The sequence below is a fragment of the uncultured Methylobacterium sp. genome (assembly GCF_964242245.1).
Classification (GTDB): domain Bacteria; phylum Pseudomonadota; class Alphaproteobacteria; order Rhizobiales; family Beijerinckiaceae; genus Methylobacterium.
On sequence record NZ_CAXTBY010000093.1, the window covers coordinates 1 to 14,282 of the forward strand.

A 14,282-nucleotide genomic window follows, 5' to 3' on the forward strand; every position below is an offset into this window, starting at 1 on the left:
ACGACGGCGCCGCTGCCGATCGTGACACCCGACAGCACCGTGCAGTTCGCCCCGAGCCAGACCTCGTCGCCGAGCACGATGTCGCCGCGCGAGGCGTGGTCGTCGGCGCCGGCCGCAGCGGTCGGCCAGAACGCGGCGAGCGCCTTGAACGGGTAGGTGGTGACGAGGTCGGTGCAGTGGTTGCCGAGCGCCAGGGCGACGTTCGGGCCAATCGCGCAGAACCGCCCGATCCGCAGGCGCGCCGCTTCGGGCTCGAGCACGCGGGGATGGCCGTCGCTGTGCGCGCCCACCGACCAGCCCCAGCGCTCGATCTCGCGGGCGAGGTGGAAGCGGGTGAGGTCGCCGAAGACCGGGTTGGGCTCGATCATGGCGCGTGGCGTCTTGGATGGAGGGGTCGGCCGGTCGCTGCGCGACGCCAGCAGGGCAGCGCTTCAGCCCCGTGTCATGGGAGGCCGCGGCTGCCCCGAGCGCCTAATTCTGCCGTCCCGAGACCGACACTCCGGACCGCCCGGAGCGATCCGCAACGGGCTTTTCCGTTTCTTGCCACGGCCGGTAGGGTCGCGCGACCACGGCCGGCGGCGTGCTGCCGGGGGAGGGGGCTGCACGCGCAATCCCTGTCCGACTCAGATGCGGGGTCGGCCGTTCCTTGACCCTGTCGGCTCGGGCGGTGCGGGCCTCGCCGTAGTAGTCGGCGCCATCCGGCCCGAACGCGCCGCCGCGGACGACGCCGACCGAGGGTGGGCGGCCGGCGAAGAACGCCTCCACGGAGCCCGCGCGTGCGCCCGTGGCGGCGGCGGAGAGTATGAGAGCCGCGAGCACGTAGCGCATGGGGCCATGTAGCCGCGGCCGTGTGGAGGCCGGGTTAACGGACCGCGAAGACCAGGGCGGGCCTGAGCGGATCGGCGCGCCTCCCGGCAATCCGGATTGCTTTCCGACGAAGCTGCCATTGGTTCGTCGCGAGCCAGCGTGTCACGACAAGGGCCTGGAGCCGCTTCGCGATCCAATTGGATCGGGAACGGCTCTAGCCGCCGGGAGGCGGTTGTCGAGGCAGCAATTTCGGCAGCGGCTTCAGCGTGATGAAGCGTGCGATCCGCGCTGGGTCCGCATCATCAACTTGCCAGACCGTTCGGACGTTCGGATTATCAATCGTCGATGGCGAGATCAGTGGTCCGTGAAAATGCAACTTGAAGGCTTGATAGCCTTTTACGAAGCAAACAAAGTTATCCGGTTGCCGATGCATGTCGATCGCACTGAGCAAATTGCCCGGATACTGGACAAATCCAAAAGGTCGTAAAAATTCGCACTTCGAACCACCGTCGGGATGGGTCGGGTCGAGCAGGTAATCGACGATTTTAGCTGGGTCGATGCGAAAAGCGGTCGGCCAGTGTGCCGGTACGGTCAATCTCGACTGCGCTCGACCAAGAGGACCGACCGCGCCTCGATCGTGACGAGCGTGTCCACCGGCTTCGAGAACTCCACTTCGAACGCAGCGCCGCCGGCATAGATGCCGACCACGGTGCCGGTTGATCCCATCGGGACACGCTCATTGCCGTCTCCGACAGCGGACGTGAGGAGGCGCACCCGATCCAGTTCTCGGATCGGGTCGGAGCCTGCTGGCCCCCCATCATAGGAGGCGACGACCGTCGCTGTCTGTCGGCGCATGACCATGTCGCGAAACGTAGCGTGAACTCGTGCTCACGGGAAGTGACTGCAGAACTGCAATCACGGACGGGTGAATGGAAACGATGAAACCCTCGCCGCCTCGCCGGGCGCGAGGTGTTCGCTTGATCGCACCAGCCATATCCTCCCGGTACCGCACGCAGTCCTGGCCGACGAGCCAGCCACCCAGGACGCGGTGAAGCACGTCGGATGCGTCAAGCTTCAACGCCTATCCGCCGGTAAGCCCCTCGGCAAAGTCCTCCGGCACCTCGCCGAACTGAGCAAGGATCGTCGCGCTCTCCAACTCCCCCGTCTCGTCGTCGGCGACCACCTTGAGCGCCGCGGTGCCGGGCATCCGGGCGGCCATGGCCTGCGCCTTCTTCAGGGCGCCGCTCTCGGTGGGCGCCACCTCGCGCTCGCCCGGGACCAGCCGCTTGCGCTTCACCACGAAGGTCTGCACCACGAACGTCGTCTTCATGCCCATCGGGGTTCCCGTCACGTCCGCACCGCGACCGGCTTGGCACGATTGCCGCTAAAAGCGCCGATTGACGCGAAAGCCGCCGATGCGCCACGCTCGCGCGCCCACTCCTACACGGAACCATTGATGATCGAGACGCGCAGCCTCCGGCGCCGCACTCTGCCGATCGCGGCCGCCCTGGGCCTGCTCGCGACCGCCGCCGCGGCGCGCGACCTGCGCATCGGGCTGGCCGCCGAGGCGACCTCGATCGATCCGCACTTCCACAACCTCGGCCCCAACAACTCCCTGCGCCGCCACATCTTCGAGGGGCTGGTGACGACGGACGCCGCGATGAACGTGGTGGCGGGCTTGGCCGTCGCGTGGACGGCCCGCGACGAGACCACCTGGGAATTCAAGCTGCGCCCCGGCGTCACCTTCTCGGACGGGAGCCCGTTCACCGCCGACGACGTGCTCTACACGGTCTGCCGCGTGCCGCTCGTGGAGAACTCGCCCTCGTCGTTTGCCACCTACGTCCGGCCGTTCGAGAGCGTGACCGCGCCCGATCCGCTGACGGTGGTGATCAGGACCGCGACGCCGCTGCCGCTGCTGCCGACGAACCTCACGGCGCTCGGCATGCTCAGCGCCAAGGCCTCCGGCGCGACCGGGCCAGTCAGCTTCGCCAAGGGCGGCTGCTCCGGCATGGGCACCCCGCCGAAATCCACCGATTTCGGCAACCCGGCGGTGGCCCTCGGCACCGGACCCTACCGGCTCAAGGACTACGTGCGCGGCACGCAGGTGGTGCTGTCGCGGAACCCGGCCTACTGGGGCGCGGCGCCGGCCTTCGACACGGTGGTGATGAAGCCGATCGTCTCGACCGGCCCGCGGGTGGCGGCGCTGCTCGCGGGCGACGCGGACCTCATCGAGAACCCGGCGATCCAGGACCTGCCGCGGATCGAGGCGGCGGGCTTCACCGTCGCCAAGGGCCTGTCGAACCGGATCATCTACGTCCACCTCGACCAGTTCGACGGACCCGGCTGGAAGACGCCGACGATCCGCGGCACCGACAGGAACCCGCTTCTCGACAAGCGCGTGCGCGAGGCGTTGTCGAAGGCGATCGACCGCAAGGCGATCGTCGAGCGGGTGATGGGCGGCGTCGCCCAAGCCGCGGGCGAGCTGCTGCCCTACCCGCTCTCGGGCACGACCAAGGATTTTCCGGTCGTGCCCTACGATCCGAAGGCGGCAAAGGACCTGCTGGCGCAGGCCGGCTACCCGAACGGCTTCGAGATCACGCTGGGGACGCCCAACGACCGCTACATCAACGACGAGAAGATCGCCCAGGCCGTGGCCCAGATGTGGAGCCGCATCGGCGTGAAGACGGGCATCGACGCGGCCACCGCCTCGACCTTCTTCACCCGGCGCAACGGGTTCGCCTTCTCGGCGTATCTGGCCGGCTGGGGCGCCGATTCCGGCGAGATGTCGAACTCGCTCAATTCCCTGCTGCTGTGCTTCGATCCCGAATCCGGCCGCGGCTTCACCAACCGGGGGCGCTACTGCAGCCGCGAGGTCGACCGGCTGACGATCGAGGCGATGCGCACCCTCGACGCGGGCCGGCGCGAGGATCTCCTGCGCCAAGCCTCGGCCCTGGCGATGCAGGACTATCCGCTGCTCCCGCTGCACTTCGAGGTGACGCCGTGGGCCACCGTGAAGGGCCTGCGCTACACGCCGCGGATCGACCAGTACACGCTGGCGATGGACGTGGCGGTGGTGAAGTGACGTTGGTGCGGACCGCAACGCGCCTTCCCTCCCCCTTTAGCGGGGGAGGGTGGCCCTCGCGTGAGCGAGGGTCGGGTGAGGGGAGCGCCGTATCCGGCACCGTCGCTCCCCTCACCTGGCCCGCTTCGCGGGCCACCCTCTCCCGCAGGGGGGAGAGGGTGCGTGTGCCCCCATGCTGACCTACCTCATCCAGCGCCTCGGCCAAGCCCTCGTCACCGTCGCGGCGATGGCGACGCTGGTATTCGTCGGCGTCTACGCCATCGCCGACCCGATCGACATGCTCGCCGCCCCAGACGCCAGCGCGGACGAGCGCGCGGCGATCGCGGCCCGCCTCGGCCTCGACCGTTCCCTCGTCGTCCAGTTCGGCACCTTCGCGTGGCGGGCGCTGCACGGCGACCTCGGCCGGTCGTTCGTCTACAACGAGCCGGCGCTCGCGGTGATCCTCCAGCGGCTTCCCGCGACGCTGGAGCTGGCGGTGACCGCCCTGGTGCTCGCGGTCGCCGTCGGTCTGCCGCTGGGGTTGTGGGCGGGCCTGCGGCCGAACGCGGTCGCCGGCCGGACGATCATGACCGGCTCGATCCTGGCCTTCTCCCTGCCGAACTTCTGGCAGGGCTTGATGCTGGTGCTGGTCTTCGCGGTGACGCTGGGCTGGTTCCCGGCCGGCGGGCGCGGCGAGACCGTCACTGTGTTCGGCGTCGAGACCGGGCTCCTCACCCTCGACGGCCTGCGCCACCTCGTGCTGCCGGCGGTCAACCTCGCCCTGTTCAAGCTCGCGGTGGTGATCCGGCTCGCGCGCGCCGGCACCCGCGAGGCGATGCTGCAGGACTACGTGCGGTTTGCCCGCGCCAAGGGCCTGTCGCCCGCCCGCATCGTCGGCGTGCACGTGTTGAAGAACATCCTCCTGCCCGTCGTCACCGTGATCGGGCTGGAATTCGGCGCGATGATCGCCTTCGCCGTCGTCACCGAGACGGTGTTCGCGTGGCCCGGCATCGGCAAGCTCCTAATCGACTCGATCAACCGCCTCGACCGGCCGGTGATCGTCGCCTACCTGATGCTCACCGTGTGCCTGTTCGTGCTGATCAACCTCCTGGTCGATCTGATCTACGCGAGCCTCGATCCGCGGGTGCGCCTGTCGGAGGCGGGCGCATGAGCGCCGGCACCGACGTGCTTCCGGCCGCGGGCGGCCCGCCGGCGGCGATCGAGGCCGAGCCCGACCGCGCCGAGCCGGTCTGGCGCGCGCACGCCCGCGCCTTCTTCCGCAGCCCCGGCGCGGCGCTCGGCTTCTGCGTCCTCGTGCTGACGATCCTGGCCGCCTGCCTCGCGCCCTGGATCACGCCCCAGAACCCCTACGATCTGGCCAACCTCGACGTGATGGACGGGACGCTGCCGCCGGGCAGCCGCAGCGTGTCCGGGATGCTCTACGCGCTGGGCACCGACGCGCAGGGGCGCGACATGCTCTCGGCCATCGTCTACGGCCTGCGGGTGTCGCTGATCGTCAGCCTGTCGGCGACGCTGGTGGCGGCGACGCTCGGCTCCACCCTCGGCGTGCTCGCGGCCCAGGCCGGCGGCCGGGTCGACGCCGTGCTGATGCGGCTCGCCGACCTCCAGCTCTCGTTCCCGGCGATCCTGATCGCGCTCGTGCTGCTCGCCGCCTTCGGCCGCGGGATCGACAAGGTGGTGATCGCGTTGATTGCCGTGCAGTGGGCCTACTACGCCCGTGCCATCCGCGCGACCGCTCTGGTCGAGCGGCGCCGCGAGTACATGGAGGCCGCCCGCGCGCTGGCGCTGCCGCGCCGCAGCCTGATCTTCCGCCACCTGCTGCCGAACTGCCTGCCGCCGGTGATCGTCGTCGCGACGATGCAGGTGGCGCACGCCATCGCGCTCGAGGCGACGCTCTCCTTCCTCGGCGTCGGCGTGCCGGTGACCGAGCCGTCGCTCGGGCTGCTCATCAAGACCGGCTACGATTACCTGCTGTCGGGCAAGTACTGGATCTCGACCTTCCCCGGGCTGGCGCTGGTCGTCGTCATCGTGGCGATCAACCTCGTCGGCGACCGGTTGCGCGACGTGCTCAACCCGCGGTTCTCGGATTGAGTGTTTTGGGGATTTTCCGACGCTGCTTGAGGAAGGACCGAGCGCCCACGCGCATCCTCTCCCCCCTGTGCCGGCCAGCAGATTCACACATCTCCGGACGAGGCCCGATACGGCGCGGGTCGCCCCTCTCCCCGCCTGCGGGGGGCGAGAGGCGAAGCCGGAGTTACGGTGAGGGGGAGGAACGGAAGCGTCTCGTCCGGGCGAACCCCCCTCACCGTCGGCTGCCGCCTCGGCCCACGCCGCCGACGAGGTCGTCGCGCCCCTCTCCCCGCAGGCGGGGCGAGGGGATGCACGGCCATCGTCGTCACATGCAAAGATGCGTGCATCTGCAAGCCTCTGCGGGGGAGGAAAGGCGCGTTGCGCGATGGCACACGCCGTGAGCGACCCCGTCCTCGCCGTCGAGAACCTCACCGTGAGCTTCAAGGCCGGCGGGCGCGCGCACGTCGCCGTCGACCGGGTGGACCTCACCGTGAACCGCGGCGAGGTGCTGGGCCTCGTCGGCGAGTCCGGCTCCGGCAAGTCGGTGACCGGCCTCGCGCTGATGGGGCTGATCGAGGCGCCGGGCCGGGTGTCGGGGGGACAAATCCTGTTCGAGGGCCGCGACATCGCCGGGCTGCCGGAGGCCGAGCTTCGCCCGCTGCGCGGCAAGCGCATGGCGATGATCTTCCAGGACCCGATGACGACGCTGAACCCGGTGCTGCGGGTCGAGACGCAGGTCGTCGAGGCGATCACCGCGCACGAGCGCGTCGGGGGAAAGGCCGCCCGCGCCCGGGCACGGGACGCCCTGGTCAGGGTCGGCATCGCAGGCCCGGACGAACGCCTGCGCGCCTACCCGCACCAGCTCTCGGGGGGCATGCGCCAGCGCATCGCCATCGCCATCGCCCTGCTGCATGCGCCCGCGCTGCTCATCGCCGACGAGCCGACGACGGCGCTCGATGTCACCATCCAGGCGCAGATCCTGGCGGAGGCCCAAGCCCTCTGCGCCGAGATGGGCACGGCGCTGATCTGGATCACCCATGATCTGGCCGTGGTCGCCGGCCTCGCCGACCGGCTCTGCGTGATGTATGCCGGCCGCATCGTCGAGACGGGTCCGGTGGCCGACGTGATCGAGGCGCCGCTCCACCCCTACACCGCCGGGCTGATCGCCTCGGCCCCGAGCCGCAACGCGCGGGGCGTGCCGCTGGCGCAGATCCCCGGCATGGCGCCCGCGCTCACCCATCGCCCGCCGGGCTGCGCCTTCGCGCCCCGCTGCGCGCGCGCGAGCCCGGACTGCGCCGAGCCCCCGCCGGTCGCGCGCGCCGAACCCGCCCGCTTCGCCCTGTGCCGCCATCCCCTCCAGCCCACGCGTGTCCCGTGACGCTCGTCCACCTGGAGGCCGTGTCGAAGCGCTTCGGCGCGGCGCCGTCGCTGGCCGCGCGGCTGGCCGGGCTCCTGGGCGAGCGCCGGCCCCCGAGCGCCGTCCAGGCGGTGACCGAGGTCGACCTCGCGATTCGCGCCGGTGAGGTGGTCGGGCTGGTCGGCGAATCCGGTTGCGGCAAGTCCACCCTGGCCCGCCTCGCAGCCGGTCTGCACGCCCCCACCAGTGGCCGGGTGCTCCGCGACGGCCGCGACCTCGCCGGTCTGTCGCCGTCCGAGCGGAAAACGGCCATGCTCGCCGTGCAGATGGTGTTCCAGGACGCCACCGCCGCGCTCAACCCGCGGCTGCGGGTGCTCGACATCGTCGGCGAGGCCCCCGTCACCCACGGCCTCGCCGCGCCCCGCGACCAGCGCGCCTACGTCGCCGACCTCTTGGCCCGCGTCAGCCTCGGGGGGGACGCGATGGCGCGCTACCCGCACCAGTTCTCCGGCGGCCAGCGCGCCCGCATCGGCATCGCCCGGGCGCTGGCCGTGCGGCCCAAAATGCTGGTCTGCGACGAGGCGGTGGCGGCCCTCGACGTCTCGATCCAGGCCCAGGTGCTCAACCTGTTCCTGGACCTGCGCCGCGACCTCGGGCTGACCTACCTGTTCGTCAGCCACGACCTCGGGGTGATCGCTCACATCGCGTCGCGCGTGGCGGTGATGTACCTCGGGCGCATCGTCGAGACGGCGCCGGCCGACGCGCTGTTCGCCTCACCCGCCCACCCCTACACGGTGAGCCTGCTCGCCCAGACGCCGCGGCTCGTGTCCGGCAAGCGCCGGTTCCAGGGCCTCTCCGGCGAGCCGCCCTCGCCGCTGGCGCCCCCGCCGGGCTGCCCGTTCCACCCGCGCTGCCCGGCCGCGATCCCGGTCTGTCGGACGAGCCTGCCGCTGCCGCGCTCGATCGGGCCGGACCGCACCGTCGCCTGCCACCGCGACCGGGGCGAGTTCGCCTGACGCGTCGCGGTGCTAAGCAGGTTTCGGAGAAGTGCCCCTTGAGATCCGGTATTAGGCGTCGAAGACGACGGCCGTCCTGCCGGTCGGAAGCGTTGCCGACGCCATCGCATCCCCCCGGAGGCTGCCCGAGCCGACCCTCGCGCCCCGCTCACGCCCGCCGCAACCGCAGGCCGAACAGGTGGAGCAGGCCGGCGAGCAGCCCGCCGTAGACCAGCGCGCCGGCGAGCCCCAGCACCGCGAGCACCGCGGCCTCGCGCCCGCGCGGTAGGGCCGGCACCAGCGCGTCGGCCAGCGGCAGGCCGTAGACCGCGACCAGCGCCAGCGCCGCGCAGGCGAGCGTCACCCCGACCACCGTCAGCCCCAGCGTCCGGCCCGGCGCGGTCCAGCCCCGGCGCCGCGCGAGGCCGACCAGCAGCACGAGGTTGACCCACTGGCTGACCGCGGTGGCGAGCGCCAGCCCCGCGACGCCGTAGGGGCCGGTGAGCCAGAGCTTGAGCGCGACGTTGACCAGGATCGCGGTGAGCGAGGCCCAGAGCGGCGTCGTCGTGTCCTGGCGGCTGTAGAAGCTCGCCACCGCGCTGCGCACCAGCACCACCGCCGGCAGCGCCAGCCCGTAGGCGGCGAGCACGGAGGCCGCCCGCGCCGCGTCCTCGGCCGAGAACGCGCCGCGCTGGAACAGCGCCGCCATGATCAGCCCCGGCAGGGTGAGGAAGGCCACCGTGAACGGGGCCGAGAGCGCCAGCGAGAACCCGGCGGCGCGGTTCTGCGCCGCGTGCGCGCCGGCAGCGTCGCCGGCCGCGATCCGCCGGCTCATCTCGGGCAGCAGCACGGTGCCGGCGGCGATGGCGATGACGCCGAAGGGAAGCTGGTAGAGCCGGTCGGCGTAGTACAGCGCCGAGACCGCGCCGGTGGGCAGCAGGCTCGCGAGGATGGTGTCGGCGAACGCCGCGATCTGGAAGCCGGCCGAGCCGATCACCGCCGGCCCCAGCACCTTGAAGAAGCGGGCCATCGCCGGGTCGGACACGCTCGGTCGGCCGAGCCGCGGCGCCGCGCCGATGCGGCGGCAGCCCCACCACAGCAGCCCAAACTGGAGCACCCCCGACACCGCGACGCCCCAGGCGGCGGCGTAGGCCGCGTTCGGGAACAGGTGAGCTACTGCCAGCGCCGCCAGCATCGCGAGGTTCAGCAGCACCGGCGCACCGGCCGCCACGGCGAAGCGCCGCTGCGCGTTGAGGATGCCGGAGAGCAGCGTCACCAGCGTCATGAACAGCAGGTAGGGAAAGGTGATGCGGGTGAGCGCCACCGCGAGGGCGAAGCGCTCCGGGTCCTCGGAGAAGCCCGGCGCCAGCGCCCGCACCACGAGCGGCATCAGCGGCAGCGCGAGGGCGAGCAGCAGCACCTGTACCCCGAGCATCAGGGTGAAGATGCGGTCGGCGAACACGCGGGCCGCCCCCTCCGCGCCGGCCTCGGCGAGCCCCGCATAGGCCGGGACGAACGCGGTGTTGAACGCCCCCTCGCCGAAGATCGCGCGGAAGTGGTTCGGCAGGCGGAAGGCGACGACGAAGGCGTCGGCCACCGGCCCCGCGCCCATCACCGCGGCCATCGCCACGTCGCGGGCAAACCCCGTCACCCGCGAGACCAGCGTCCAGCCGCCGACGGAGAGGATCGCGCGGATCACCGGGCGGGCGCCCGATGATCCGCCGGCCCGCCGCCCTGCCCCTCGATCGACCCCACGCCGGTCCCCGCCCCTGCCGTTCGTGGCAGGACTTACGGTCCGGGACGGGGGGCAGGCAAGCGTCCTGGTCGCGGACGCTCCCGCCGCGGACCGGTCGCCCGCCGACGGCGGCAACGTCAGGTGGGCGACCGGCAGGCGCACCGTTCGGGCCCGGGACAACCTTGACGGGGCGGAAGGCGGACTGCCGCCGATCGACCCGGCGCCCGTTCACGGGCCGGATCGTGACACTTTACAACGCTGGGTTCGGCACGGTTCGAGCAGGAACAAGTCAGGTCTCGCGGCTATACCTCCGTCCGGAAACGGGTTTTCTTCCCGCCCTCCAGCGCCTGTTACGGCATCTTAACCGTTCGGTACGATGTTGAGCGGCGTGCACGGACGTGCAAATCCGCATTCCGGACCTCAGCAGCCATCATGCCGAACAGACGCGGATTCCTCGCAGCGATCCTCCTGAGCTGCGCCCTCGGCGCGACCGCCGTCGCGGCCGACGACGGCTTGGAGGCCCTGAAGGCGCAGTACAAGCGCCCGATGCGGGTGCCGTTCCCCGAGGGCGCACCCTACTCGCCGCAGATGGCGACGCTCGGCAAGATGCTGTTCTTCGATCCGCGCCTGAGCGGGATGCAGCACATGAGCTGCGCGAGCTGCCACAACCCGTCCTTCGGCTTCGAGGTGCCGGTGCCCGGCGCGATCGGCGCGGCCAACACGCCGCTGCCGCGTAAGGCGCCGACCATCCTCAACGCCGCGTGGCTCCCGGTGCTGTTCTGGGACGGGCGCGCCCCGAACCTGGAGACGCAGGCCCAAGGCCCGATCACCGCCGCCGTGGAGATGAACGGCAAGTTCCCCGAGATCGTCGGCCGGCTCAAGGCCATCCCCGAGTACAAGGCGTGGTTCGGCACGCTGTTTCCGGGCACGGGCGTGACGCAAGACACCCTGCTCACCGCCATCGCCACCTACGAGCGGACGGTGGTCGCCGGCTGGGCGCCCTTCGACCGCTGGATCGACGGCGACGCCGCCGCGATCTCGCCGGCCGCCCAGCGCGGCTTCGACCTGTTCACCGGCAAGGCCGGCTGCGCCGCCTGCCACGCCGGCTGGAACTTCACCGACAACCAGTTCCACGACATCGGCATCCCGACCAAGGATATCGGCCGCGCGGCGTTCGACCCCGACGATCCGCTGGCGAAGTACGCCTTCAAGACGCCGGGCCTGCGCAACCTGACCTACCGGGCGCCCTTCGGGCATGCCGGGCAGTTCGCGGACCTCGACGCGATCCTGACCTTCTACGAGGGCGGCGGCATCGACCGGCCCTCGAAATCGCCGCTGATCAGCCCGCTCTCCCTGAGCCGGGCCGAGCACGCGGACCTGATCGCGTTCCTGCGCGCGCTCACCGCCGACAAGACCGAGACGGCGTTGCCGAACCTGCCGAACTGAGCGCCCACGACCAGCGATGCCGCGCATCCTGCGCGGCGTCTCCGCGGCTGGCTTTCTTCCGGACCCGACGATGTCGATCAGATACAAGATCCTCCTGCCGATGCTGGCCTTCCTCCTGCTCGCGGCCGGCTTGGCGGGCCTGACGGCTTGGCGCAGCGTCTCCGCCTTCACGCGGATCGCGGCGCTCTCCGAGCGCACGATCGACGCGAACGCGGCGAGCCGCGGCGCGCGCGACCGCTTCGCCGCGGGCGAGCAGGTGCTGGCCCGCGTCCTGGCGATGACGGATCTGACCGATCCCCGGGCGGTCGCGACCGAGTTCGCCGCGATCGTCGGGGGCGTCGAGGGCGACCTCGCCCGCCTCAAGGGCGCGGCGCTCTCGGAGCGGATGGCGGCGCTCACGGGGAGGGCGCAGGCCGAGGCGGCGCTCTGGCGCGCGGATGCCGAGATCCTGCTGGGCCTGCGCCGGGCGCAGGAGATCCCGACGACCGAGCTGATGGCCCGCCACGCCCTGCACCTGCGCACCTCGCTCACCGAGGCGGTGGCGCTCGCCGGCGAAGAGGCGCGGGCCGGCATCGCCGAGACCGGGGACGCCGTGGCGTGGCAGCTCCGGCTGGTGCTCAGCCTCGGCGTCCTCGTCGCACTCCTCGGCGCCGGCGCGGCGTGGTGGCTGGCCGGCAGCATGGCGACCCCGCTGCTGCGCCTCGTCGATGATGCGAGCCGGCTGGCCGCGGGCGACGCCTCCGTGCGGCTTGCCGGCGGCGGGCGCCGCGACGAGATCGGCGCGATGGTCGCCGCGGTCCAGGTGTTCCAGGACAACCTCGTCCGCACGCGCCAGCTCGAGGAGGAGACGGCGCTCGCCCGCGCCGGCGCCGAGGCGCAGCGCCGAGCCGGCATGCGCGACCTTGCCGACGGCTTCGAGCGGGCGGTCGGCGGCATCATCGGCACGGTCGCCGCGTCGGCCGGCGCGCTGGAGGGCACGGCCCGGATCATGGCCGCGACCGCGAGCCGGGCGGTCGACCAGTCCGGCAGCGTCGCCGCGGCGATCGGGGCGACGGCCGCCAACGTCGGCACCGTGGCCGACGCCGCCGAGCAGCTCGGCACCTCCGTGCAGGAGATCGGCCGGCAGGTCGACGGCTCGGCGAGCCTGACGCGGGTCGCCGTGACCGAGGCGGCGCAGACCGCCGGCCTCGTGCGCGAGCTGAGCGAGGCGGCGACCCGGATCGGCGACGTGGTGGCGATGATTTCGAGCGTTGCCGGCCAGACCAACCTGCTCGCGCTGAACGCCACCATCGAGGCGGCCCGCGCCGGCGAGGCGGGCCGGGGCTTTGCCGTGGTCGCGGCCGAGGTGAAGCACCTCGCCGGGCAGACGGCGCGGGCGACCGAGGAGATCGGCAGCCAGATCGGCCGCATCCAGGCCTCCACCGGGCAGGCCGTCACGGTGATCGACCAGATCTCCGCGCGGATCGGCGAGATCAGCGGCGTGGCGACCTCGATCGCGGCGGCGGTGGAGGAGCAGGGCGCGGCGACCCACGAGATCGTGCGCAACGTCGCCCAGGCCGCCTCGGGCACGAGCGCGGTGAACGCGACCATCGCGGACGTGGCCGGCGCCGCCCAGGAGACCGGCGCCGCCGCCGCCGAGGTCCTGGCCTCGGCCTCCGCGCTGTCGCGCCACTCCGAGCACCTCTCCGCCGAGGTCGCCCGCTTCCTCGCCACCGTCCGCGCCGCCTGAGCAGGTTTCGGAAGAGTGCCCCGCGGTTTTCCGACGAAAACCTGCGACAGAACAAGACGCTAAGCGGACGAAGCGTCGGCCTGCCAACGCAAGTCCGCTCGGCATCATGGGCGAGCCGGCCGCCCTCACGGCGTCGGCCGATCCCTCGGGATCAGCCTGCGGATCACCGCCCAGTACGAGACCGGCGCGAGGCGCTCGATCAGCGCGATCAGCCGGGCGTCGGAGCCGACCAGCACCCGGCCCCTGCGGCGCTCGACGCCCGCGAGGATGATCGCGGCGGCGCGTTCCGGCGGAAGCTTGAGGAGCCGGTTCGCGGCGGCGCGGCCCCGGGCCGCTTCCTCCGGGCCGAGGTGGGCGGGCACGCGGGCGCTGTCGGCGATCGACGTGGCGACGCCGCCCGGATGGACCACCGTCACGCCGACGCTGGTGCCGGCGAGTTCGTGGCGCAGCGCCTGGGAGAACCCGCGCACGGCGAACTTGCTCGCGGCATAAGCCGTCTGGCCCGGCGGCGCGATCAGGCCGTAGAGGCTCGACAGGTTGACGATGCGCGCCTCCGCGCTCTCCCGCAGCAGCGGCAGGAAGGCGCGGGTCATCCGCACGACGCCCCAGAAGTTGATCTCGAACAGCCACGCGAAGTCGGCCTCGCTCACGTCCGCGAAGCTGCCGCCGACCGCCACCCCCGCATTGTTGACGAGAAGGTCGAGGCCGCCATGCGCGGCACGGACCTGCTCGGGCAGGCCCGCGACCGCGCCGCGGTCGGCGACGTCGAGGGTGTGGCGGCTGATCCGGACGCGGTTCGTCGCGACGAGCCGCTCGGTCTCCGCGAGGCCCTCCGCGTCGCGGTCGGCGAGCGCGAGGTGGCAGCCGCGTTGCGCGAGCGCCACCGACAGCGCCCGGCCGATGCCGCTCGCCGCGCCTGTCACCAGGGCGGTGCGGTTCTCCAGCCGCAGATGCGTCATCGCTCAGCCTCCCATCCGCCAAGACCATTCAGGTGTCTTCATGGACGGAGCGCCCTCCGGTCTTCCAGCCAGTCGATGCTGCCCCCGTCGCTCGCACACCCT

General features: G+C 72.0%; 12 protein-coding genes and 1 pseudogene. 7 read left to right on the forward strand and 6 right to left on the reverse strand.

Going from position 1 to position 14,282, the window contains the following annotated elements; genetic code table 11:
• The 4 genes and pseudogenes from ACFE8Y_RS16480 to ACFE8Y_RS16495 form a co-directional block, all read right to left on the reverse strand.
• Nucleotides 1-368, reverse strand: a pseudogene (locus ACFE8Y_RS16480) (antibiotic acetyltransferase); the annotation flags it as partial.
• Between the two features lie 653 nt (nucleotides 369-1,021).
• A complete protein-coding gene (locus tag ACFE8Y_RS16485; protein WP_375465464.1) occupies nucleotides 1,022-1,402 on the reverse strand; it encodes a DUF6883 domain-containing protein in 381 nt (126 codons plus the stop codon).
• Complete coding sequence (locus tag ACFE8Y_RS16490) at nucleotides 1,399-1,662, reverse strand: DUF4926 domain-containing protein (RefSeq protein WP_375465465.1); 264 nt, start codon at nucleotides 1,660-1,662, stop codon at nucleotides 1,399-1,401. Before ACFE8Y_RS16490 ends, ACFE8Y_RS16485 begins: the two co-directional genes overlap by 4 nt.
• Before the next feature lie 226 nt (nucleotides 1,663-1,888).
• Nucleotides 1,889-2,143, reverse strand: coding sequence for a hypothetical protein (locus ACFE8Y_RS16495; protein ID WP_375465466.1), 255 nt, complete (start codon nucleotides 2,141-2,143; stop codon nucleotides 1,889-1,891).
• 120 nt (nucleotides 2,144-2,263) lie between these two features.
• On the opposite strand from ACFE8Y_RS16495, the gene ACFE8Y_RS16500 reads away from it, so the two are divergent.
• The 5 genes from ACFE8Y_RS16500 (at nucleotide 2,264) to ACFE8Y_RS16520 (ending at nucleotide 8,332) form a co-directional block, all read left to right on the forward strand.
• Nucleotides 2,264-3,889: an ABC transporter substrate-binding protein gene (locus ACFE8Y_RS16500; RefSeq protein ID WP_375465467.1), complete on the forward strand. Its 1,626-nt coding sequence runs from the start codon at nucleotides 2,264-2,266 to the stop codon at nucleotides 3,887-3,889.
• 172 nt (nucleotides 3,890-4,061) lie between these two features.
• A complete protein-coding gene (locus tag ACFE8Y_RS16505; RefSeq protein WP_375465468.1) occupies nucleotides 4,062-5,039 on the forward strand; it encodes an ABC transporter permease in 978 nt (325 codons plus the stop codon).
• Complete coding sequence (locus ACFE8Y_RS16510; protein WP_375465469.1) at nucleotides 5,036-5,980, forward strand: ABC transporter permease; 945 nt, start codon at nucleotides 5,036-5,038, stop codon at nucleotides 5,978-5,980. Before ACFE8Y_RS16505 ends, ACFE8Y_RS16510 begins: the two co-directional genes overlap by 4 nt.
• A 364-nt stretch (nucleotides 5,981-6,344) precedes the next feature.
• Complete coding sequence (locus ACFE8Y_RS16515) at nucleotides 6,345-7,337, forward strand: ABC transporter ATP-binding protein (protein WP_375465470.1); 993 nt, start codon at nucleotides 6,345-6,347, stop codon at nucleotides 7,335-7,337.
• Nucleotides 7,334-8,332 carry an ABC transporter ATP-binding protein gene (locus ACFE8Y_RS16520; RefSeq protein ID WP_375465471.1) on the forward strand — a complete coding sequence of 333 codons (999 nt, stop codon included), beginning with the start codon at nucleotides 7,334-7,336 and terminating at the stop codon, nucleotides 8,330-8,332. Before ACFE8Y_RS16515 ends, ACFE8Y_RS16520 begins: the two co-directional genes overlap by 4 nt.
• Before the next feature lie 148 nt (nucleotides 8,333-8,480).
• Here ACFE8Y_RS16520 and murJ read toward each other — a convergent pair whose 3' ends face one another.
• Nucleotides 8,481-10,010 (reverse strand): murein biosynthesis integral membrane protein MurJ, encoded by a 1,530-nt coding sequence (gene murJ, locus ACFE8Y_RS16525; RefSeq protein ID WP_375465472.1) that lies wholly within the window; start codon nucleotides 10,008-10,010, stop codon nucleotides 8,481-8,483.
• 468 nt (nucleotides 10,011-10,478) lie between these two features.
• On the opposite strand from murJ, the gene ACFE8Y_RS16530 reads away from it, so the two are divergent.
• Both ACFE8Y_RS16530 and ACFE8Y_RS16535 read left to right on the forward strand, forming a co-directional pair.
• Nucleotides 10,479-11,492 carry a cytochrome-c peroxidase gene (locus ACFE8Y_RS16530; RefSeq protein WP_375465473.1) on the forward strand — a complete coding sequence of 338 codons (1,014 nt, stop codon included), beginning with the start codon at nucleotides 10,479-10,481 and terminating at the stop codon, nucleotides 11,490-11,492.
• 70 nt (nucleotides 11,493-11,562) lie between these two features.
• Nucleotides 11,563-13,221, forward strand: coding sequence for a methyl-accepting chemotaxis protein (locus tag ACFE8Y_RS16535; RefSeq protein ID WP_375465474.1), 1,659 nt, complete (start codon nucleotides 11,563-11,565; stop codon nucleotides 13,219-13,221).
• Nucleotides 13,222-13,346: 125 nt separating this feature from the next.
• On the opposite strand, the gene ACFE8Y_RS16540 is transcribed toward ACFE8Y_RS16535, so the two are convergent.
• The gene (locus ACFE8Y_RS16540; protein ID WP_375465475.1) at nucleotides 13,347-14,180 is read right to left on the reverse strand and encodes an SDR family NAD(P)-dependent oxidoreductase; all 834 of its coding nucleotides are present in this window, start codon (nucleotides 14,178-14,180) and stop codon (nucleotides 13,347-13,349) included.
• Between the last annotated feature and the right edge of the window lie 102 nt (nucleotides 14,181-14,282).